Source organism: Erythrobacter sanguineus (genome assembly GCF_900143235.1).
Classification (GTDB): domain Bacteria; phylum Pseudomonadota; class Alphaproteobacteria; order Sphingomonadales; family Sphingomonadaceae; genus Erythrobacter; species Erythrobacter sanguineus.
Map to the genome: position 1 here is coordinate 123,001 of NZ_FRDF01000008.1, position 21,607 is coordinate 144,607.

Annotated in this window: 19 protein-coding genes and 2 pseudogenes; 18 read left to right on the forward strand and 3 right to left on the reverse strand. The window is 63.9% G+C overall.

The window, feature by feature from the left end:
* Window position 1: 1 nt before the first annotated feature.
* The 8 genes from BUA05_RS08175 (at window position 2) to hisN (ending at window position 12,989) form a co-directional block, all read left to right on the forward strand.
* A complete protein-coding gene (locus tag BUA05_RS08175) occupies window positions 2-967 on the forward strand; it encodes a hypothetical protein (RefSeq protein ID WP_072674169.1) in 966 nt (321 codons plus the stop codon).
* 275 nt (window positions 968-1,242) lie between these two features.
* Window positions 1,243-5,883 (forward strand): glutamate synthase large subunit, encoded by a 4,641-nt coding sequence (gltB, locus tag BUA05_RS08180; protein ID WP_072674170.1) that lies wholly within the window; start codon window positions 1,243-1,245, stop codon window positions 5,881-5,883.
* A gap of 24 nt (window positions 5,884-5,907) precedes the next feature.
* Window positions 5,908-7,356: a glutamate synthase subunit beta gene (locus BUA05_RS08185; RefSeq protein ID WP_072674171.1), complete on the forward strand. Its 1,449-nt coding sequence runs from the start codon at window positions 5,908-5,910 to the stop codon at window positions 7,354-7,356.
* A gap of 202 nt (window positions 7,357-7,558) precedes the next feature.
* Window positions 7,559-8,608 (forward strand): aminoglycoside phosphotransferase family protein, encoded by a 1,050-nt coding sequence (locus BUA05_RS08190; protein WP_072674172.1) that lies wholly within the window; start codon window positions 7,559-7,561, stop codon window positions 8,606-8,608.
* Between the two features lie 4 nt (window positions 8,609-8,612).
* Window positions 8,613-9,683, forward strand: coding sequence for an Rv3169 family protein (locus tag BUA05_RS08195; protein ID WP_072674173.1), 1,071 nt, complete (start codon window positions 8,613-8,615; stop codon window positions 9,681-9,683).
* 261 nt (window positions 9,684-9,944) lie between these two features.
* On the forward strand, window positions 9,945-11,009 hold the full coding sequence (locus BUA05_RS08200; protein WP_072674174.1) for a phosphatase PAP2 family protein: 1,065 nt from the start codon (window positions 9,945-9,947) through the stop codon (window positions 11,007-11,009).
* 126 nt (window positions 11,010-11,135) lie between these two features.
* On the forward strand, window positions 11,136-12,071 hold the full coding sequence (locus BUA05_RS08205) for a ribose-phosphate pyrophosphokinase (RefSeq protein ID WP_072674175.1): 936 nt from the start codon (window positions 11,136-11,138) through the stop codon (window positions 12,069-12,071).
* Between the two features lie 147 nt (window positions 12,072-12,218).
* Window positions 12,219-12,989, forward strand: coding sequence for a histidinol-phosphatase (gene hisN / locus BUA05_RS08210; RefSeq protein WP_072674176.1), 771 nt, complete (start codon window positions 12,219-12,221; stop codon window positions 12,987-12,989).
* A gap of 424 nt (window positions 12,990-13,413) precedes the next feature.
* Here hisN and BUA05_RS08220 read toward each other — a convergent pair whose 3' ends face one another.
* Complete coding sequence (locus BUA05_RS08220) at window positions 13,414-13,863, reverse strand: transposase (RefSeq protein WP_072674177.1); 450 nt, start codon at window positions 13,861-13,863, stop codon at window positions 13,414-13,416.
* A 271-nt stretch (window positions 13,864-14,134) separates the two neighbouring features.
* On the opposite strand from BUA05_RS08220, the gene BUA05_RS15100 reads away from it, so the two are divergent.
* On the forward strand, window positions 14,135-14,254 hold the full coding sequence (locus BUA05_RS15100) for a PucC family protein (RefSeq protein ID WP_425429518.1): 120 nt from the start codon (window positions 14,135-14,137) through the stop codon (window positions 14,252-14,254).
* On the forward strand, window positions 14,254-15,141 hold the full coding sequence (locus BUA05_RS08230; RefSeq protein WP_072674178.1) for a PucC family protein: 888 nt from the start codon (window positions 14,254-14,256) through the stop codon (window positions 15,139-15,141). Before BUA05_RS15100 ends, BUA05_RS08230 begins: the two co-directional genes overlap by 1 nt.
* A 116-nt stretch (window positions 15,142-15,257) precedes the next feature.
* On the opposite strand, the gene BUA05_RS08240 is transcribed toward BUA05_RS08230, so the two are convergent.
* Window positions 15,258-15,413 (reverse strand): light-harvesting protein, encoded by a 156-nt coding sequence (locus tag BUA05_RS08240; RefSeq protein ID WP_072674180.1) that lies wholly within the window; start codon window positions 15,411-15,413, stop codon window positions 15,258-15,260.
* A gap of 486 nt (window positions 15,414-15,899) precedes the next feature.
* On the opposite strand from BUA05_RS08240, the pseudogene BUA05_RS08250 reads away from it, so the two are divergent.
* From BUA05_RS08250 to BUA05_RS08280, 7 genes and pseudogenes are all read left to right on the forward strand, one after another.
* Window positions 15,900-16,055: pseudogene (locus BUA05_RS08250) on the forward strand (transposase); the annotation flags it as partial.
* Between the two features lie 117 nt (window positions 16,056-16,172).
* On the forward strand, window positions 16,173-16,694 hold the full coding sequence (locus BUA05_RS08255) for a DUF2853 family protein (RefSeq protein ID WP_072674182.1): 522 nt from the start codon (window positions 16,173-16,175) through the stop codon (window positions 16,692-16,694).
* Between the two features lie 256 nt (window positions 16,695-16,950).
* Entirely contained in the window at window positions 16,951-17,193 is a 243-nt protein-coding gene (locus BUA05_RS08260) for a DUF1963 domain-containing protein (RefSeq protein WP_084662539.1), read from the forward strand.
* Between the two features lie 201 nt (window positions 17,194-17,394).
* A pseudogene (locus BUA05_RS08265) lies at window positions 17,395-17,613 on the forward strand (GIY-YIG nuclease family protein); the annotation flags it as partial.
* Between the two features lie 546 nt (window positions 17,614-18,159).
* Window positions 18,160-18,363 (forward strand): 50S ribosomal protein L35, encoded by a 204-nt coding sequence (gene rpmI, locus BUA05_RS08270; RefSeq protein WP_054119415.1) that lies wholly within the window; start codon window positions 18,160-18,162, stop codon window positions 18,361-18,363.
* 47 nt (window positions 18,364-18,410) lie between these two features.
* The gene (gene rplT, locus BUA05_RS08275; protein ID WP_072674184.1) at window positions 18,411-18,770 is read left to right on the forward strand and encodes a 50S ribosomal protein L20; all 360 of its coding nucleotides are present in this window, start codon (window positions 18,411-18,413) and stop codon (window positions 18,768-18,770) included.
* A gap of 220 nt (window positions 18,771-18,990) precedes the next feature.
* A complete protein-coding gene (locus BUA05_RS08280; RefSeq protein WP_245790136.1) occupies window positions 18,991-19,824 on the forward strand; it encodes a helix-turn-helix domain-containing protein in 834 nt (277 codons plus the stop codon).
* Window positions 19,825-19,863: 39 nt separating this feature from the next.
* Here BUA05_RS08280 and BUA05_RS08285 read toward each other — a convergent pair whose 3' ends face one another.
* Window positions 19,864-20,745 (reverse strand): SH3 domain-containing protein, encoded by an 882-nt coding sequence (locus tag BUA05_RS08285; protein ID WP_072674186.1) that lies wholly within the window; start codon window positions 20,743-20,745, stop codon window positions 19,864-19,866.
* Between the two features lie 327 nt (window positions 20,746-21,072).
* On the opposite strand from BUA05_RS08285, the gene BUA05_RS08290 reads away from it, so the two are divergent.
* Window positions 21,073-21,573 (forward strand): helix-turn-helix domain-containing protein, encoded by a 501-nt coding sequence (locus BUA05_RS08290; RefSeq protein ID WP_072674187.1) that lies wholly within the window; start codon window positions 21,073-21,075, stop codon window positions 21,571-21,573.
* The last annotated feature ends 34 nt before the right edge of the window (window positions 21,574-21,607 follow it).

Consider the following 21,607-nt stretch of genomic DNA (forward strand, 5'->3'; position numbering starts at 1 on the left):
CATGATGGGCCGGAGGAACCACAAGACGGATCGCCGCACGCAGGGCAAGCCGCAGCGCCGGACGCGAACGCCACTGGTCGCCCACCGCGCGTTCGCACCGCTGCTGGGTGTTTGGGGTGCAGCGCTGGGCGGACTGGTGACAGTGGTTCTGCCACAAGCCACGGTGCTGGCTGGCGCGGCGAACCTCGGTCTGGGTGCGCTCGGCGGACTCGGTCGGTTTGCGCTTGCAGGCGCAGCCGCGCTGGTGCTGGGCGGCACCTTGTTCGTGGGCGCCCGCACGCTGACCCGCAAGGCCCGACGCACGGATGATACGCCTTCGATCGCGGCAATGGCGATGCGCCATGTGCGCATGATCGATCCGATGAAGGAACTGGGCAGCAGCAGTCTCGACGAACCGGTCGAATGCATGCCCTTTGCCCTCGGAGGCAAAGCGCCCGAACCAGAGGCCGAACCGCAGGCGGGCACGATCCCCGCGCATCAGGCCGACGATATGCCCCCGCCGCGCGAGCTCGACCTCGCGCAGTTCGCTGTCATGCCCGGCCGCAATGCCGTGTGGGTCGTGGACGAGACCACCCCTGCGGCGCCGGCCCGTCCCACGCCCGAACCGGTGCCCGAACCCCTATCTGCATCGGCACCCTCCCCGGTCGCCATCCCTGCCGCATCCCGTCCCGCCGGTCGTCCTGCCAGCCGCCCCGCCAGTCACTCGGCCATCGAACACCTGCGTGCGGTGCCGCCGGGCGAACTCAGCCTGATCCAGATGGTCGAACGCTTTGCCGCCGCACTGCACGAACATCAGGCCGCCGCCGAGCGGCGCGCGGATCATAATGGCCCCGCCGATCGCGACGCGGCCCTCGCACAGGCGCTCAAGGCGCTTGCCTCGTTCAGCCCCGAGGGGCACGGCGAGCCTGAAACCGCGCCGCTGCGCGATGCTCTGGCACGTTTGCAGGAACTGCGCGGCGCGGCCTGAAACCCGCGCCAATCACGCAAATCCTGCAACCCGCACAGGCAATTGATGCCTTGCACGCAATCTAACGATAGTCAGGCTAGGCCGCCGAGAAATATTGCTTCGCGCAAACCCATTGCCAAATCCGCTTCCTGTCGGCATGAGGGGGCCGAAACCGGGCATGATCGGCCGCCCGCGGCCAGACGTGCCCTATTGACCTGCCGGTAAGCGCGCGTCGCCTGTGAGCATCAATGCCCGCAAAGCGCGCCTGTCGGCATCTGACAGATCGGACTTTTGCCATGGGATACCCCGTCTCCCAGGGTCTTTATGACCCCCGTAACGAACATGACGCCTGCGGTGTGGGCATGGTTGCGCACATCAAGGGCGCAAAAAGCCATGGAATCGTGCGCCAGGCGCTCGAGATTCTCGAAAAGCTCGATCATCGCGGCGCGGTGGGCGCGGATCCGTTGCTGGGCGATGGCGCAGGGCTGCTGATCCAGATTCCCGATCCGCTGATCCGCCGCTGGGCGGAGGGGCGCGGCCATGATCTGCCCGATTCCGGCGATTATGCGGTGGCGATGTGTTTCCTGCCGCAGGACGAGGCCGCGCGCCAGTTCGTCAAGGCGCGGATGGAAACCTTCACCGCCAAGGAAGGCCAGCGCTTCGTCGGCTGGCGCGACGTGCCGACCACGCAGATCGGATTGGGGGCCGCCGTGATCGCCTCGATGCCGGTGATCGAAATGGCGGTGATCGCCCGCGGCGCGAATTGCGCCGATCAGGACGCCTTCGAACGCAAGCTGCTGGTGATCCGCAAGCAGGTGCAGAACCCGCTGGCGCAACTTGCCGAACGGCACGACCTGCCCGGCCTTGTCGAAACCTACCTGCCAAGCTTTTCGAGCCGCACGATCGTGTACAAGGGCCTGCTGCTGGCGACGCAGGTGGACAGTTTCTACGATGATCTGCGCGATCCCGAATGCGTTTCGGCGCTGGGCCTGGTCCATCAGCGGTTTTCGACCAACACCTTCCCCAGCTGGCGGCTGGCCCACCCGTTCCGCCTGATCGCGCATAATGGCGAGATCAACACGGTGCGCGGCAACGTCAACTGGATGAACGCCCGCCGCCGCACGATGGAAAGCGAGTTGCTCGGCCCCGATCTCGACAAGATGTGGCCGATCATCCCGCACGGCCAATCGGACACGGCGTGCCTCGACAACGCTTTGGAACTGCTGATCGCGGGCGGATACAGCCTTGCCCATGCGATGATGATCCTGATCCCCGAAGCCTGGGCGGGCAATCCGCTGATGGATCCCGACCGGCGCGCCTTTTACGAATATTACGCCGCGCTGATGGAGCCGTGGGACGGTCCGGCGGCGGTGTGCTTTACCGATGGCCGCCAGATCGGCGCCACGCTGGATCGCAACGGGCTCAGGCCTGCGCGCTACTGCGTCACCAAGGATGATATCGTCTGTCTCGCTTCGGAAAGCGGTGTGCTGCCGTTTGCCGAGGAAGACATCGTGCGCAAGTGGCGGCTGCAACCGGGCAAGATGCTACTGATCGACCTCGAACAGGGCCGCATCATCGAGGATGACGAGCTGAAGGCCGATCTCGCCAAGGCCGAGCCCTATGCCCAGTGGCTCGAACAGGCGCAGTACAAGCTTGAAGACATCACCGACATCATCCCCGAACTCAGCGCGATCCCGGCTGAGGAAAGCACGCTGCTCGAACGCCAGCAGGCATTCGGCTACACGCAGGAAGATATCGGCCGCTTCCTTGAGCCGATGGCGGTGCAGGGGGATGATCCGATCGGTTCGATGGGCACCGATACGCCGATTGCGGTGCTATCCGACCGTTCGCGCCTGCTCTACGACTATTTCAAGCAGAACTTCGCGCAGGTCACCAACCCGCCGATCGATCCGATCCGCGAAGAACTGGTGATGAGCCTGACCAGCATGATCGGCCCGCGCCCCAACCTGCTGGGCCATGATGCCGGCACGCACAAGCGGCTGGAGGTCGATCAGCCGATCCTCACCAACGAGGATCTCGCCAAGATCCGTTCCGTGCAGGAAGCGCTGGACGGCGCGTTCCGCTGCGCCACCATCGACATCACCTGGGATGCCGCCACCGGCGCGGAAGGCATCGCGCTGGCGATCAAGGAAATGTGCTGGGCCGCGACCGAGGCGGTGCTGCAGGATCACAACATTCTGATCCTGTCAGACCGTGCGCAAAGCGAAACCCGCGTGCCGATGCCCGCGCTGCTGGCGACGGCGGCGGTGCATCACCATCTGGTGCGGCAAGGTCTGCGAATGCAGACCGGCCTTGTGGTCGAAACCGGCGAAGCGCGCGAAGTGCACCATTTCTGCGTGCTCGCAGGCTATGGCGCGGAAGCGATCAACCCCTATCTGGCGTTCGAGACGCTGGAAGCGCTGCGCGCCAAGCGCCACACGGATCTGACGCCGGAAAAGGTGCAGCAGAACTATATCAAGGGCGTGGGCAAGGGCATCCGCAAGGTCATGTCCAAGATGGGCATTTCGACCTACCAGTCCTATTGCGGCGCGCAGATCTTCGACGCGGTTGGCCTCTCCAGCGCCTTTGTCGACAAGTTCTTCACCGGCACCGCCACCACCATCGAAGGCATCGATCTGGCCGAAGTCGCCGAGGAAGCCTTGCTCCGCCACGGCCAGGCTTACGGCGACAACCCGATCTATGACGGGATGCTGGATGTTGGCGGGATCTACCAGTATCGCCTGCGCGGCGAGCAACACGCCTGGACCCCGCAGAACGTGGCGCAATTGCAGCACGCGGTGCGCGGCAATGATCCCAAGAACTATGCCGAATTTGCCGCCAGCATCAACGAACAGTCCGAACGGCTGCTGACCATCCGCGGCCTGCTCGAATTCCGCAAGGCCGACCAGCCGATCCCGCTGGAAGAGGTCGAACCGGCGGCGGAAATCGTCAAGCGGTTCTCGACCGGCGCGATGAGCCTCGGTTCGATCAGCCACGAAGCCCATTCGACCATGGCGATCGCGATGAACCGCATCGGCGGGCGTTCGAACACCGGCGAAGGCGGGGAGGAGCCGTTCCGCTTCACCCCGATGGACAATGGCGATTCGATGCGCAGCCGGATCAAGCAGGTGGCGTCGGGCCGGTTCGGGGTGACCACCGAATATCTGGTCAATTCGGACGACATCCAGATCAAGATGGCGCAAGGCGCCAAGCCCGGCGAAGGGGGGCAGTTGCCCGGCCACAAGGTCGACAAGCGCATCGGCGCGGTGCGGCATTCGACGCCCGGCGTCGGCCTGATTTCACCACCCCCGCACCACGACATTTACTCCATCGAAGACTTGGCGCAGCTGATCCACGATCTCAAGAACGTGAACCGGCAGGCGCGGATTTCGGTCAAGCTGGTGTCGGAAGTCGGCGTCGGCACGGTCGCGGCGGGCGTGTCGAAGGCACGCGCGGATCACGTGACGATTGCAGGCTATGACGGCGGTACGGGCGCATCGCCGCTGACCAGCCTGACGCACGCGGGCAGCCCGTGGGAAATCGGGCTGGCGGAAACGCAGCAGACGCTGCTGCTCAACGATCTGCGTTCGCGGATCGCAGTGCAGGTCGATGGCGGCTTGCGCACCGGACGCGATGTCGCGATCGGCGCGCTGCTGGGCGCAGACGAGTTCGGCTTTGCCACCGCGCCGCTGATCGCTGCCGGCTGCATCATGATGCGCAAGTGCCACCTCAACACCTGCCCCGTCGGCGTTGCGACGCAGGACCCGGTGCTGCGCGCGCGCTTTACCGGACAGCCCGAACACGTGGTCAACTACATGTTCTTCGTCGCCGAGGAACTGCGCCAGATCATGGCCGAAATGGGCTTCCGCAGCGTCGAGGAAATGGTCGGCCGCGTCGACCGGCTCGACACCCGGCGGATGGAGCGGCACTGGAAGGCGCGCGGCATTGACCTGTCGCGCATTCTCCACCGGGTCGAGCTGAAGGACGGCGCAGCGCTCCACAATACCGCCACGCAGGATCACGGGCTGGAAGCGGCGATGGATAATGGCCTGATCGCCGAGTGTCGCGGCGCGATCGACACCGGGCAGCCGGTGCAGATTGCCCTGCCGATCCGCAATGTCCACCGCACCGTGGGCGCGATGCTGTCGGGCGAAATCGCCAAGGTGCACGGCCATGAAGGCCTGCCGACCGATTGCATCCGCATCAACCTCACGGGCGTGGCCGGGCAGAGCTTCGGCGCGTGGCTGGCCCACGGGGTGACGCTTGATCTGGTCGGCGATGCCAATGACTATGTCGGCAAGGGGCTTTCGGGCGGCCGCATCATCGTGCGCCAGCCCGAAGGTGCGCCGCGCGATGCGCAGGACAACATCATCGTCGGCAACACCGTGCTGTATGGGGCCATCGCGGGCGAGGCGTACTTCAATGGCGTTGCGGGCGAACGGTTCGCGGTGCGCAATTCGGGCGCCATTGCGGTGGTCGAAGGCACCGGCGATCACGGCTGCGAATACATGACCGGCGGTGTTGTGGTGGTGCTGGGCAAGACCGGGCGCAACTTTGCCGCCGGGATGAGCGGCGGGGTCGCCTATGTCTATGATCCCGATGGCACGTTCTCCAACCTCGTCAATCACGCGCAAGTCGATCTGCTGCCGATTGCGGCGGGTGCGGACGCCGATGAAGGCACTGGACGACCCAGCCAGCGTCCGCGTTCGGTCAATGATTTCGGCATGGGCGACATGCTGCGGCATGATGCCGAACGGCTGCGCATTCTGGTCGAACGCCACCAGCTCCACACCGGCAGCACGCTGGCAGGGTCACTGCTGGCCGACTGGGACGCGGCGCTGACCCGCTTCGTCAAGGTGATGCCGCGCGATTACGCTGCCGCGCTGAAACGGCTGGAAGCGGAACGGATCGAAGCGGCAAGCGTCGCAGCGGAATAAGCATTCAGGAACGAGACGAACACCATGGGCAAGGATACCGGATTTCTCGAGCTGGACCGCCGCGAGCGGGACTATCTCGATCCGAAAGAGCGGCTGCAGAACTACCGCGAATTCGTCATCCAGCCGGATGATGCGACGCTGGGCGCGCAGGCTTCGCGCTGCATGGATTGCGGCATTCCCTATTGTCACAACGGCTGCCCGGTGAACAACCTGATCCCGGACTGGAATCACCTCGTCTACGAGGCGGACTGGAAGCGTGCGCTCGACATGCTCCATTCCACCAACAACTTCCCCGAATTCACCGGCCGCATCTGCCCCGCCCCGTGCGAGGCGGCGTGCACATTGAACATCATCGATCAGCCGGTGACCATCAAGTCGATCGAATGCGCCATCATTGATCGCGGGTGGAAGGAAGGCTGGGTAACGCCGCAGGTGCCCGCAAGGAAGTCCGGCAAGTCGGTCGCCATCATCGGCTCGGGCCCGGCGGGGCTGGCCTGCGCGCAGCAGCTCGCGCGCGCCGGACACAGCGTGACCGTGTTCGAGAAGTCCGACCGCATCGGCGGGTTGCTGCGTTACGGCATCCCCGACTTCAAGATGGAAAAGCACCTCATCAACCGCCGCGCCCAGCAGATGGAAGCCGAAGGGGTGACGTTCAAGACGTCCAAGGAAGTGGGCGTCGATGTCTCGTTCAAGTCCTTGCAGGAAAACTTCGATGCAGTGGTGCTCGCCGGCGGCGCGGAAGACGCGCGCCCGCTGGCAATCCCCGGCGCGGAGATGACCGGTGTGCGCATGGCGATGGAATTCCTGACCCAGCAGAACAAGCGCGTTGCGGGCGACGAGGAATTGCGCGCCGCCCCGCGCGGGAGCCTGCTCGCCACTGGCAAGCATGTGGTGGTGCTGGGCGGCGGCGATACCGGCAGCGACTGTGTCGGCACCTCGAACCGGCAGGGCGCGAAAAGCGTCACCCAGCTCGAAATCATGCCCAAGCCGCCGGAAAAGGAAGACAAGGCGCTGACCTGGCCCGAATGGCCGATGAAGCTGCGCACCTCGTCCAGCCACCAGGAAGGCGTGGAGCGCGACTGGGCGGTGCTGGCCAAGCGCGTGATCGGCGATGGCGAAGCGGTGACAGGCCTCGAATGCGTTCGGGTCGAATGGGTCGCCGGAGAAAACGGGCGCCAGATGCAGGAAGTCGAAGGCAGCACCTTCACGATTCCCGCCGATCTGATCCTGCTGGCGATGGGCTTTGTCGGGCCGAAAAAGGCCGGGCTGCTCGAACAGGCCGGGGTCGATCTGACGGCACGCGGCAATGTCGATGCCGACACTGAAAGCTATGCCACCAACGTTCCGGGCGTGTTTGCCTGCGGCGATATGCGGCGCGGGCAGAGCCTTGTCGTCTGGGCGATCCGCGAAGGCCGTCAGGCCGCACGCGCGGTGGACGAGGCACTGATGGGGGCAAGCGAACTGCCGCGTTGAACACGGGGGCAGGCTTTACCGCCGCGCCCCGACAAGCGGAGATTCGTCCGGCGATCCCATTCCAGCCGCTGATCTTGCCGGTTCGCGCCCGGCACAAGCTCAGTCTTGCCCTGCGCTCGTGTCGCGGCGCTCTGCATGCCGGGCCAAAAGGCCATTGCCGCCTGCCGCCGGGCTGCCTATCGCAGGCATGGGAGAGAACAGAATGAGCGCATTTCCAGCGCATCCCGACGATATCACCGCCGATTGGTGGAACGCCACGCTTGGCCGTGTGCCGGACCGGTGGCGGTGGGAGCCGATTGGCACCGGGCAGGTGGGCGACAGCGTGCGCTTCACGCTCGATTTTGCGGGTGAGGCCAGGCCAGTAACGCTGGCGGGCAAGTTTGCTGCTGCTGATCCGAACAGCCGCGGCACGGCGGCAATGCTGGGCCTCTACACCAAGGAAGTGCGCTTCTACCGCGAACTCGCGCCGCAATTGCCAATCCGCACACCCAATACGCTGTTCGCCGAGATCGCCGAGGACGGGGCAAGCTTTTTCCTGCTGTTCGAGGATCTGGGGCCGGCGCGGGGCGGCAATCAGATCGCCGGATGTTCGCTCGGTGATGCGCGCGCTGTGGTGCAGCAGGCGGCCGCCTTGCACGGCCCCAGCTGGCACAATCCCGCCATGCTCGATCAGGACTGGCTCCAGCCCGATCCCGCCGCCGCGGCCAAGGTCAGGACGCTGTACCCGCAGGCCCAGGCAATCTTCCGTGAACGCTATCGCGATGTGCTTGAGCCAGAATACATGGCGCTGTGCGAGGCGCTGGCAGAAATCACCGCAACCACCGACCGCGCAGTGCAGCGGACCAGCCTCGTCCACGGTGATTTCCGCCTCGATAATGTGCTGTTCGATATCAAGGGCGGGGCAGAACCGGTCGCGGTGCTGGACTGGCAGACGCTGACGATCGGCAACGGGCTGACCGATATCGGCTATTTCCTCGGTTGCGGGATCGGCGATGCGCTGCGCCGCGAACACGAACGCGAACTGCTCGATCTTTACTGCGCCGAAATGACCCTGCGCGGCGTTCCGATCAGCCGAGACACGATCTGGCAGGACTATGTGCTGGGGGCGCTGCACGGCGTTTCCACCGCGGTGTTCAGCAGCGCCTTCGTTGTGCGGACGCCCCGCGGCGACGCCAATTTCCTGTCAATGGCGCGCGGGGCCTGCGCGCTGTGCCTTGCGCATGGCAGCCTCGAACTGATGAAGAAGGGATGATGCGATGGTCTTGAGCCGGGGGGATGATTACCCGATCCACCAGACGCCCGATCCGGTTGCCTTTTCGGGCACTGATCGCAATTTCTACGATCGCTATTTCTTCAACGGCTATGCGCCGGACGGGAGCAGCTTCTTTGCCGCTGCTTTCGGCGTCTACCCCCATCTGGATGTCGCAGACGCGCATTTTTGCATAGTGCGGGACGGGGTGCAGCACTGCCTGCACGCCAGCCGCAAGCTGGGGATGGAGCGGATGGAGCTGGCCTGCGGGCCAATCCGGATCGAAGTGGTCGAACCCTTGCAAAGCCTGCGCCTGATCATCGATGGCGAAGGGATCGCCGCCGACATCACCTTCACCGGCCGCGCCTTCCCCATTGCCGAGCCGCGCTTCATCTGGCGCGTTGGCCCGCGTACGGTGATGGATTACACCCGGATGACCCAGAACGGGCATTATCAGGGCTGGATCGCGGTTGACGGCGTGCGCGAGACGCTTGGCGAAGGCAGCATGGGCACACGCGACCGGAGCTGGGGTGTCCGCCCGATCGGTGCGGCAGACCCGCAGTCTGGCAAGGCCGTGCCGCAGTTCTTCTGGCAATGGACCCCGATCAACCTGCCGCAGCGCAGCGTTTTCTATCACCTGAACGCCCATGCCGATGGCACCGCGTGGAACACCCGAGCGGTGATCGCACCTGTTGGCAGCGGGGCGGTGGATTTCACCGAAAGCCACCAGCCGCGCATGACCACCAACCTTGCGCCCAGCACGCGCTGGCCTGCTGCCAGCGAGCTTGCCATCGGCGATGAGCGGTTCCGGATCGAACCGATCAGCCGGTTCCAGATGCGCGGCCTGGGCTACACCTCCCCGCGCTGGGGCCATGGTCTCGATCACGGCGAGCTTGAGGTCGAGCGCGAGACGATTGACCTTGCCCGGATCGATCCGGCACGCCCCGATAATCTGCACGTGCAGATGCTGTGCCGCGTGGAGGGGCCGAACAGCGAGACCGGCATGGGCGTGTTCGAACAGCTTGCCATTGGTGATTATGCACCGCTGGGCCTGACGGGGCTGGCAGGCCGCGACTGAGACGCATCGGGCGGGAGCGCCTTGCCGGGCCGAAGGCATGGGAATTTCCTTTGGCAGATGGTCATTTCTCCGCCATGGAAGTGTCATAGGCAGGCCTGATTCCGCACCCGCAGACATCAGTAAAATTGCTGTAGCAGCGCTGAAGCGGTTCATCCGATGGCACCGGGTAAACCGCTCAAGGCTTCTGATTTGACGCGCTTTGCGAGTCGCCGGGTGATTCCATTCGGCTCGAAAGCGGCTTGGTAGAAAACACTCTGCGCGATGGATCTTCAGCCCCTGACGAAATCGAAAGAGGCAAAGCCGCTCATCGCTTCGCCACGCGTTGACTTGCTCTTTATCGCCCCATTTCCGGAATTGATGCTGGCGCTTGGCTTCCTGTTGACAGCAACGCTGCTGGCGTGGGGCCTCAATCTGGATTTTCTGATCCCCTCGGGCAGCGCGCTTGAATTTACCGGGATGAGCTATGCCGTGCCGCTATCGCTTATCTGTGTGCTCGGCCTGTTTCTGATGATGACGAAGCAGACCATGCTGCTGGTCTATTATTCCACAGCGGGGCTGGCTTACGGCATCATATTGATAACGCACTTCAACATTAAAATGTGGATGAGCCTGATCAATCCCGCTTTGTGGGACAATTTTTACTGGAACACTGATCAAATGGTCCGGCCTTTGATTGATGTGTCATTTGCCGTGCACAACCTGATCGAGATCATCTTGCCGGTAGGGGAACATCTCTACCTGTTTGCCTTTCTGGCAATGTTCGCAGGCAGCATCATCGTGCATTCGATGCAGCGGCTGATCGTGTTTCGCAAAGTCATCTTTACCGCGATGCTGGTCCATGTGCTCGGCGCGCTAAGCTATCTTGTGATGCCTGCTGTCGGGCCGTTCCTGTACGAACCGGGCGTCAACCTGCTCGAATCCGCGCGGCAGGAACACATGTATAATGGTTACAAGGCGCTGATTGCAGGCGGCCGGCCGTGGATCGCAAGCCACGGAAGCCAGTTCATGTTCGCCGCGGTGGCCGCCATGCCTTCGCTGCATGTCGCCTCGTCTGCTGTTTTCGTCTACTATGCTTGGAAGCATGCGCGCTGGCTCGCGGTGCTGTACCTGCCCCTGTTCACTTTTATCATTTTCGCCGCCGTGGCGACGCGCTGGCACTATTGGATCGATGTGGTCGCGGGGCTGGCGCTGACGGCGCTGGCGATCGCCGTGACCGAAGCGCTGTTCCGTCCGATAGAGGCATATGACACGACGCGGCGCGACAGACGCGACGCCGAGGCGGATAGAGCGGCTTGTGATCCGATGACATCGGAACATCCGCTCTGACGGCCGACCTGCCGCGATCATCTGCTTTTGCCGAGAGCTGACGACAACCACGCCACTGTCTGTTGCATTCCCATGACGCTGGGCTAGGCGGGGAGCGTCACGCGCCAACCGGGGATTCGCGAAGTCATGAAGATCATGTCCGGCAATTCGAACCTGCCGCTCGCCCGGGCCATTGCGGCCTATCTTGAAATCCCGCTGACCGATGCCAGCGTGCGCCGGTTCGCCGACGAGGAAGTGTTCGTCGAAATCCACGAGAACGTGCGCGGCGAAGACGTGTTCGTTGTCCAGCCGACCAGCTTTCCGGCCAATGACAACCTGATGGAACTGCTGATCTGCATCGATGCGCTGCGCCGCGCCTCGGCCAAGCGGATTACCGCGGTGGTGCCCTATTTCGGCTATGCGCGGCAGGATCGCAAACCCGGCCCGCGCACGCCGATCTCGGCCAAGCTGGTGGCGAACCTTATCACCGAGGCCGGGGCCGACCGGATGCTGGCGGTGGATCTGCACGCCGGACAGATTCAGGGATTTTTCGATATCCCGACCGATAATCTTTATGCGGCCCCCGTCATGGCCGCGGATATTCAGGCGCGGTATGGCGATCAGGATCTGATGGTCGTCTCGCCCGATGTCGGCGGCGTCGTGCGCGCCCGCGCGCTGGCCAAGCGGCTCGATAATGCGCCGCTCGCCATCGTCGACAAGCGCCGTGACCGGCCCGGCGAAAGCGAAGTCATGAACATCATCGGTGATGTGTCGGGGCGCCACTGCATCCTGATCGATGACATCATCGATTCGGGCGGCACCCTGTGCAACGCGGCCGAAGCGCTGCTGGCGAACGGCGCGAAGTCGGTTGCCGCCTATATCACCCACGGCGTGTTGTCGGGCGGCGCGGTGGCGCGCATCAACGGCTCTGCGCTCAAGGAACTGGTGATCACCGATTCGATCCGCCCGACCGAGGCCGCCGAACAGTCCGACCGCATCCGCGTGCTGACCATGGCGCCGCTGGTGGGCGAGGCGATCCGGCGGATTGCGGATGAAAGCAGCGTGAGCAGCCTGTTTGATTGATTCCTTGTTTTCCGCACGCCCTCCGGCGTGCGAAATCCTCGCTCACGCGACCTGCGGTCGCATCGCTGCGGGCGCCCATGCAGGTGTGCTTTGCACGCCTTCGGCTCCGGGCTTGCGGCCCTGCGGGCCGTTTTCTAGTGCCAGACCATGACTGATTCTGACCTCGCCCTTGCTCTGCGCCTTGCCGATCTCGCCGGAGCCGCGATACGCCCCTTGTTCCGGGGCCAATGGAACCATGAACGCAAGGCCGATCGCAGCTTCGTTACCGAGGCCGACCGTGCCGCCGAAGCCGCAATGCGCCGCCTGATCGAGGCCGAATTCCCGCGCGACGGCATCATCGGCGAGGAATATGGCACCCGCAACGAAGGCGCAGGCCGCCAATGGGTAATCGATCCGATAGACGGCACCACCAGCTTCATCGCCGGACGCCCGATCTTCGGCACGCTGATCGCGCTGCTGCAGGATGGCTGGCCGGTGCTGGGCATCATCGACCAACCGATTGCGGGCGAACGCTGGGTGGGCCGCATCGGCGAGCCGACGCTGTTCAACGGCAAGCCCGCCACGGCGCGGCCCTTGAAGGAGCTCACCGACGCGGTTCTCGCCACCACCAGCCCGCACCTGTTCACCAATGAAGAAGCCGACGCCTTCATGAGCGTCGCCAAACAGGTCGCGGAAAAAAAGATCATCTACGGCGGCGACTGCTACAATTACGGCCTTGTCGCATCGGGCCATATCGACGTGGTGATCGAGGCCGGGCTGAAGCTGTATGACTACGCCGCACTGGTCCCCGTGGTCGAAGGCGCAGGCGGCATGATGGCCGACTGGCAGGGCAATCCGCTGGATGCAGGCAGCGACGGCACAGTGATCGCACTGGGCGATCCGGCGCGGCTGGAGGATGTGCTGGAGGCGATGGGGTAGCGGAGCGGTCAGCTATCGGCTTTTTTCTGCCGGAAGCTGCCGTTCGGCTAGCGACCCTGTGTGGACGGCCTGTTTGCGCGGCTCTGCATGGCCGCTGGCCCTGATGCCATTCGCGCGGGTCAGGTCCCTCCCAATTGCACGCACTCGAAGTGCCGGGGTCGAACGGGTTCTCCTGCTCCGGCGGTTTCAACCGGCTTGTTGCGTCAGTTCAGTCTGCCCTCTCCAACTGGTGTAGCGCCCTCGGGCGCGATCTCTCAGGCGGCCGCCGACTTCGGTTCCCGGTAAGGCTCGCCGGTTGTCAACATCGCCCAGATGATCCGGGCGTTCTTGTTTGCGAGCGCAACAGCGGCAACCTTGGGCTTCTTGCGCTCCGGAAGCTGCGGCACCCATGGCCGCTTGGTGCTGCCCTGCCTCGCTCGCCGCACTACTGCCATGGCACCGACCACGAGCAGCGCGCGCAGGTAAGGGTGCCAGCCTTGGTAATGCTGCCAAGCCGCTCCTTGCCGCCGCTCGAGTTCTGGCGGGGTGTGAGACCGATCCATGCCGACAGGCTTCGCCCGCCCCCGAAGGTCGAAGGGTCGGGCACGCAGGCAACGATCGCGCTGGCCAGCAACGTGCCGATGCCGGGGATCTTCATGAGCCGGCGGTCCGCCTCGGTCTTGCGGGCATCGGCGAGAGTGCGCCGGTCATTGTCGAGGATCTGCTCCTTCACCATCTCGAGCTGGGTGCACAGCACCCCAAGGCAGGCCCGGGCCTCGTCGGGCAAGCGCGCATCATCCTGATCGGCGATGACCGCGATCAGCCGGTCCAGTCCCCCGCGCCCGATGGCTGCGGTGATGCCGAACTCGGCCATGTGCGCGCGCAGGGCATTCATGCTGCCGTTGGCTGACGCTAGGTGCAAATTATTCAAGGTCGGAAGCCCGGTAGTGAATCAGTTCGACAAAAAGCTGATGTCGCTCTGGATGGGCTGAGGCAAGCGGCTGCTGCCGTTTGCCGATGCGGCCAGTGACGATCTGCCGCTGTCTCGCCTGCTCAGGCTTTCGCTCATCCAGTTTTCGGTCGGAATATCGCTGACCCTTCTGGTCGGCACGCTCAACCGCGTGATGATCGTCGAGCTTGAAGTGGCCTCGACGATTGTTGGCGTAATGCTCGCCCTCCCGCTGTTGGTTGCCCCGTTTCGTGCGCTTATCGGCTTCCGTTCCGACACGCATCGTTCGGCGCTGGGCTGGCGCGCGAGGACCAGCAGGCCAATGTTGTCGGGCTGATGTATGTCAGCCTGCTGCTGGGATCGATTGTCTCCGCGCTGGTGTTCGGCGTCTTTCTCACCGATTTCTCCCCCGGGCGACTGATTCAGGTGATCCAGGGTTGCGCCGTGGTCACCGTGTTCCTGAACCTTGTCGCCACATGGAAGCAGGAGGCACTCAATTCGAGCCCGCCGCCAACCGATCCGGCGGCCATGGCCGGTACGTTCCGCCAGAGCTGGGACAACTTCATCGTCCAGCGTCAGGCGCTGCGCCGCATGATCGTGATCGGGATCGGGACGCTGGCCTTCACCATGTCGGATGCGCTGCTCGAGCCCTATGGCGCTCAGGCGCTCGGCCTCGGGGTGGGCATGACAACGCGGCTGACCGCGATTCTGGCGGGAGGCAGCCTGGTGGGCTTCACGATCGCATCGCAGATCCTCAGCCGCGGCAGCGATCCGGTCAGGCTTGCGGGGGCGGGCGCACTGATGGGCCTGCCCGGCTTTGCGATGATCATTGCCGCAGCGCCGATACAATCAGCCTCGCTGTTTTCGGTCGGCGTCCTGCTGATCGGATCATGGTGCCGCTGGTCCAGCGTGCGCAGGAACGGGCCGGGTTGCTGCGGCGCGTCTGAGCAATTGTGCCAATGCGCCTGCGGGCGCGCCGGTTGCGCGTTTTCTGGTCGGCTTCGGCTTCCGGCTGAGCCCGTGTCTGCGGCACATAAAGAAAGACCCGGCGCTTGCGGCCGGGTCTTCCGTGTTGGGTGGTCCACACCGCCCTTGCGGGCTGGATGGAATGTGCAAGCCTCAGGCCCCTGCGGGCCTGACGTCCTTATTCAACCGGTGCTGCAGCAGCCTCGGCAGGAGCAGCGGCACCCTGGAAGAAGTCGCTCATCCAGGTGGTGTTGGTGAGAACGGAGTAATGGACGCCGAGCGACGTCAGCACCAGAACGAGGAACATGATCGGAATGATCACATTCGGGCTGACATAGAGGAAAATCCGACCTTCTTTCATCGTCTGGCCTCCCTTACTTGAGCCACGGCGTCAAAATGAACGCCAGTATGTGAGCTGCGACGGCGATGCCGAAGTAAATCCGCGTCCCCCATTTCAGCCCGTCGTTGATTTCTAGGGCCTGCGCTTCCGTCAGCCCGGTGGGGTAAACTTTTGTGTCATCACCTGCCATGTGGCGAACCTCCTTGATCGGTTACGGCATTCGCGGAAACTCGGTAATGACCCCAGCCTTGTTCCCTTGGGATGCAATTAGCGTGGTTGTGGAATTCTCCATGAACCGCATCAAGAAATTGCGAATACGGCCATAGGCATCGAGTCGGGTGAGCGGCCTGATGCAAATTGAATGTTGCATTTTACAGCACAAACGTCAACGTTGTTTAACATATTTTAATGTCAAGAAAAGTTGCCAACGATCATGCTCTCCCAAGGGGTGCTGGTCGAACCGGCGATGGTCTCACGGGACGACCGGGAGTGGACGAGCGCCTGTCGGCGTTACGTTTTCATCAATCATCATGCGCTGCGCCAGACTAAGGCCGATGCTGTCGGCCCGCGGCGTGAAACAAAGGCAGATCTCCACCCGATTGTGTTGGAAAACTCGGCCTTGCAATGGCACTAAAGTATCGATTCAGTGTCTCTGCCAGCAAGCGGAGATGATCGGATGATGGGCGAACGGACGGTGGCGCAGGAGGCGCCGTTCTACAGCTTCAACCTGGAGCGGCATGTGCCGGCGGATCACCTGCTGCGCTCGGTCGACCGGTTCGTTGACCTGTCGGACATTCGCGAACATCTGCGCCCTTTCTACAGTTCGACCGGATGGCGATACAGAAGCAAGGTGGAGGTGCGAGAAAAATTTGGGCTTGCACCCAACCTCTGTTAGAACAGCGCCGGGATCGGCAACAATAGGCTCCTGACCGGAGCAAGGAAGGTCTATATGTCCAATGAAGCCCCTGCCATCGACTGGGCGGATGACGTCAAGCGGTATGTTCCCAGTGCCGATAACGGCGCGATCGCCGGGATCGTGCACCATTCTATGGTAGCGCTCAAAACCCGCGACGCGTCGCTCGTGTCGTTCGGCAATCCGGCCGAGACGCGCCGCGTGCGCGAAAGTTTCTGCAAGAAGACGCTCGGCCTGACCGATCCTGACGCCGCGCTCGACTCCGCCATCGCCGCAGTTGGCCAGCGGATGAGCGACTCCACCTCGCCCCACCGGGTGACGGCATATTACCTTCTTGCCGACCATTTCGACAGGCTGGGACAGTTCCGCGCGGCAGCGACGCCATCGGCCGAAGCGGCCCGGCCTCTGGCGCCATGGGCGGCGACCATGTTTGACGGTCCCCCCCCGGGCACGGCCATCGGCGGCCCCAGCACCGATCTCAGGTTTTGGACCTTGGTTGGTCTGGGCGGCGGGGCGCTGGCGCTGTTTGCAGCGATTGCCAGTACTGCTGGTGGCTGACGCTTTGATCGCAAATCGTCGTCGGCTCCGACAGCGGCCGCAACGGCAGAACGGCCGCACCGGCCGCTCCTGACCTCATGGCTCTAAGAGAGTGCCAACCCACGGGCCGCGTTGTGTTTGCCCGGCCTGCGGCGCCGCTCGCGAACCCGCAGACCAGGCGGAGCGTGGGTAGCCGCGCGCCCTGACCGGCCCGGGCGAGGATGCGGCGGCGCCGTGCGGGTGGCAGTCCTGCTCACGCGCGGCCAAGCGCTGAACGGTGGCCAATCTCGAGCCACGGTTGCGAAATCTCGGATGCGACAAGCCCCACAAGCTCGGCGGGCAAATCGACACGGTCTATGGCGATCCGCTGAAAAAAGGGCACATCCTGCTGTTCCAGCTTGCCTCAGACGCAGCGACTGGGTGGATCTGTGGCGACCTTGGGCCAGTCTATGTCTCGATCGATGCTGCAGACATGGAAGCTGGGAACTTTGACAGGGTCAGAGCTTGGCTGGAGGCGTGACGGGCGGTTCGCTAAGCAGACATTCCGGAATCCACCCACGAGCGGCCATAAACGACGCCCCGGCTCGATCCCGGAAGCGGCTTGGCAGCTTTGCCCCGGTCCTGAAAAATTGCTGCCGTTCAGCAATCGACCCCGGAACGGACTTTACCGTCATCCCAGCGAAAGCTGGGATCGCTCTCGCCCTCGTGCTAGCTCACGGCAATCGGCGGCTGGGTCTACATCATGACCAACAAACGCGGCGGCGTTCTGTATATCGGCGTCACCGCCGACCTGCCCGCCCGGATCTTGCAACACAAGCAAGGCAAGGGTTCCGCCTTCTGCCGTCGTTATGGCCTTGACCGACTGCTCTACGCGGAGCCTCATGCCGAGATCGCGGACGCCATCGCCCGAGAAAAAGCGATGAAGGCATGGAAGCGCGCATGAAAGATCGAGCAGATTGAAAAGAGCAACCCTGAATGGGGTGACCTTTTCGAGCAGATCAACTGACCGCCAGCGATCCTAGCTTTCGCTGGGATGACGAAAAGGGCAGGTCACCACCCGATCCCGGCCATTGGTCCCGTTCGGGACGTTTCCCGTTAGCTGCCACCCGTCAGCCCGGTGCGGCCCTGCCGCCGCTACGCTGCGCCCACGCGGGGCTTTCCTACTAGGGCAGGCGCTGCCAGTCTGGTGCGATGACGATGCGTCTTCATCTCCATGGCGCGAACCTGCGGCCCTTGCTGCCCGCCGGGCCGGCGAGTGGGCTGGCGGGGGCCACTTTTCTGTTTCTGGACAGTGTAACATGTGTCTCCAACAGACAGGAAACGGGCGCGCTTTGTGAATATGCGGGGCGGGGCGCGGCGCAGCCTTTGCTTGCAAAGCGGGCGGATTTCGTTATTCGCGCGCACTTCACTGACACGAATCAATCAGCCAGCCTGGCGACAAGGGCTGCCATGGCCGGTTCCGACGTGTCTCACCCAGGAGATGAAAATGCCCAAGCTGAAGACCAAGAGCGGTGTGAAGAAACGCTTCAAAATCACCGCCACCGGCAAGGTCAAGCACGGCGTCGCTGGCAAGCGTCACCGCCTGATCAGCCACAATGCGAAGTATATCCGCCAGAATCGCGGCACTTCTGTGCTGTCGGCCCATGATACGCCGACGATCAAGAAGTGGGCGCCTTACGGCCTCGATTGATGCGGGCGGCCATCGGCCCCGCGATCTCAAGATAAGGATATACTGATATGCCACGCATCAAACGCGGTGTTACCACCCGCGCCAAGCACAAGCGGTTGCTCGAACAAGCCAAGGGCTATCGCGGCCGCCGCAAGAACACCATCCGCGTCGCCCGTCAGGCGGTCGAAAAGGCCGGCCAGTACGCCTACCGCGACCGCAAGATCAAAAAGCGCACCTTCCGCGGATTGTGGATCCAGCGCATCAACGCCGCCGTTCGCACGGAAGGCCTGACCTATTCGCAGTTCATGCACGGCATCAAGCTGGCGGGCATCGAGCTCGACCGCAAGGCCATGGCCGATCTCGCCATGAATGAAGGCGGCGCCTTCAAGGCGGTGATCCAGCAGGCGAAAGCGGCCCTGCCGGCATAAGCCTTGGGCCACGCCGAGGCCGGAAACACGAAACAAGGCGGGCCCTGCGGGGCTCGCCTTGTTTCGTCGGATTTGTAGGAATTCGTCAGAAAACTTGTAGAATCGCGCCACTTGCGCCAGAGTGACAAGCATGGGGGATGAGCGACATCACAGCGCTGTGGGCGCCGCTTCTGCGCCTTTGCCATACCGGCTTGCCGCGGAATTCCGCGAACCGCCCATCATGTTCGAAGGCTGCTTCACGAGCTTCTATCACGTCTCGCTCGATATGGACCAGCCGGGCATGGTGGTGCACGATCAGCTTCAGCCCGAATGGGCCAATATCCGCTTCTTCTGCGGCGGCACCCCGGAGGCCGCGATCGGCGAGCAACGCGTTACAGGTGCGCAATTCGTCGGCACCGGGCCAAGCTCGCTGCCCTGCCACTTTACCATCGGCCCGGTGCGCATGTGGGGGATAGGATTCCTGCCGCTCGGCTGGACGCGCTTCTTTGGCGAGGACGCCGGTGCCTGCGCCAATCTCGTGTGTGACGGCGCGGCGCATCCCGCCTTCGCGCGCTTTGCCGGGCTGAGCGACACCCTGTGCGATCCCGAAGCCGGGATCGAGGAGCAATATGCCGCGCTGGTCGCCGCCATGGCCCGGCTGATGCGCCCGACCCGCGACGATGCGCGCATCCAGCGCGTTCACGGCGCGCTGGTGGCGTCGGAGCATGCCTCGGTGCATGATCTGGCCGATGCCTGCGCGATGAGCATCCGCACGCTGGAGCGGGTGTGCATGCGGTATTTCGGGTTCTCGCCCAAGCTGCTGATGCGGCGCCAGCGGTTCATGCGCAGCCTGACCAGCTTCATGCTCCACCGCGGCAGCCGCTGGACCGAGGCGATGGATGATCACTATCACGATCAGGCCCAGTTCACCCGCGAGTTCCGCGAGTTCATGACCATGAACCCGAGTGAATATGCCGCGCTCGACCACCCCATCCTTGCTTCCTTTATGGAGGCGCGCGCGCGGGTGTGGGGGAGCGCAGCCCAGACCCTTGACCCGCCACTGGATCACAGCTGACCAGGGCGGATCAGGCCATCCGACCCGCAGTTGCCGGCGCTATTGCAGATCCTCGACCGAGACCCAGCCGGTCGTCCCGAAATTGTCCTGCACTTCGATAAACAGGCCATCGCGCTTGCCGGTGGGGGATAATTGCGTGCCAGCCCTGAGATTGCGCACCGCCTTGCCCGCCGCCGAAGGCGCATCGCGCATCACCGTGGCGACGGCGGCGACAGCATCGGGCTCGTCACCGGCGACGCCTGCCGCCTCGGCCGCACCGAGCATCAGTTCACGCTGGCCGACGATCTGGTTGAAGGCGAGGACAAAGGCCTCGGTCAGCATCTTGCCGTTCTCGCTGCCCTGATAGCCCGAGGCATCGGCAGCGGCCCCGGCCCAGCCATAGGAGGCATTGCCAAAATCGATCGACGACTTCTTGACCACGCCCTGCCCGGCCGCAACGGTCAGACCATTGGCCGGGCTGATCACGCGCAGCCCCGCCGCCACGGTCTTGTTCTTGCCGCCCAGCCCGCCGAACATCCCCAGCAGTGCGCCGCCGCCCGGCACCCCGCCAAGCAGCGAGCCTGCCGCGCCGCTCCGCAGCAGGGCCTCGGTCGCCGCGCCCTTGGCCAGTTCAAGGCTCTGGTCGACCTCTTCGGCAGTTCCGGCCAGCGCGGTCACCAGAAAGCGAGCGGGAACCTGATCATTGGGGTTGTCGACCGTAAAGCAGCCCGATTCCACCGCCAGCGTATTGATCAGCGCGCGCGGTGAGCCAAGCCCCCACTCGGCCCATCCCGCCTGTTCGCCATCGACCAGTGCGATCGAACCGATAGTTTGCTCGCAGCGGACAAGCTCGGGCTCATTATCGTCCTTCGCGGCGTGAGCCGGGTTGGCTGCCATCATCAGAACCGCGACGGCAGTGGCGGCTTTTGCACGACGAAACATGAAATTCTCCCCCCATCACCTGAACGGGGGATTGTAAGCGGGCCGGTAAACGGGGCATTGTAAGGAAACGACCGCGTTTCAGGGGGGGGGGGGGGAACCAGCGGCCCATGCACGCCGCTTCAGGCAGTTCGGTGAATTTGCGCTTTGCCCTGCCGGCAGAGCCGCTGCGGCCGTTTGTCACGACCTATTACTGCACCGATGCGGTCTGCTCCCCGCGCGAGTTGTGGCTGGAGGACTATCTCCACCCGGAATGGGGCAACTTGCGGTTTCTTTCACAGACCGAGGCGCATTCGGTGATCGGGCCGGGCGAATTGCAGCGCTGCCCCATTGTTCCGCGCGCTGGTAGCCAGCGACAGCGACTATGCCAGCGAACTTGCGCTGATCGAGACCCACATGGCCGCCGTGTTTGCCGCGGCCCAGCCCGTCGATCCGGCGATCACGGCATTGACAGCAGCGCTGCTCGATCCCCAGCTGGTCTCGGTCGCCGAACTGGTCGACCGGCTGGGAATGAATATCCGTTCGCTTGAACGGCTGTCGCGCCGCGCCTTCGGTTTCTCGCCCAAGCTGCTAATCCGCCGCCAGCGGTTCCTGCGCAGCCTTGCGCGCTTCATGCTCGATCCGTCGCTCAAATGGCTCGGCACGCTCGATTATCACTATCATGACCAGTCGCATTTCGTGCGCGACTTCCGGCGCTTCATGGGGATGGCGCCGTCCGCCTATGCGAGGCTCGACAAGCCCTTCATGATCGCTGCTGCGCGCGCGCGGATGACGATCGCCGGGGAAGCGATGCAGGGCCTTCATCGTCCGGCGGGCGGCAAGCCTGCCTAGGCTGCCATCTGGCACACCGCGCCACAGGTGCTTT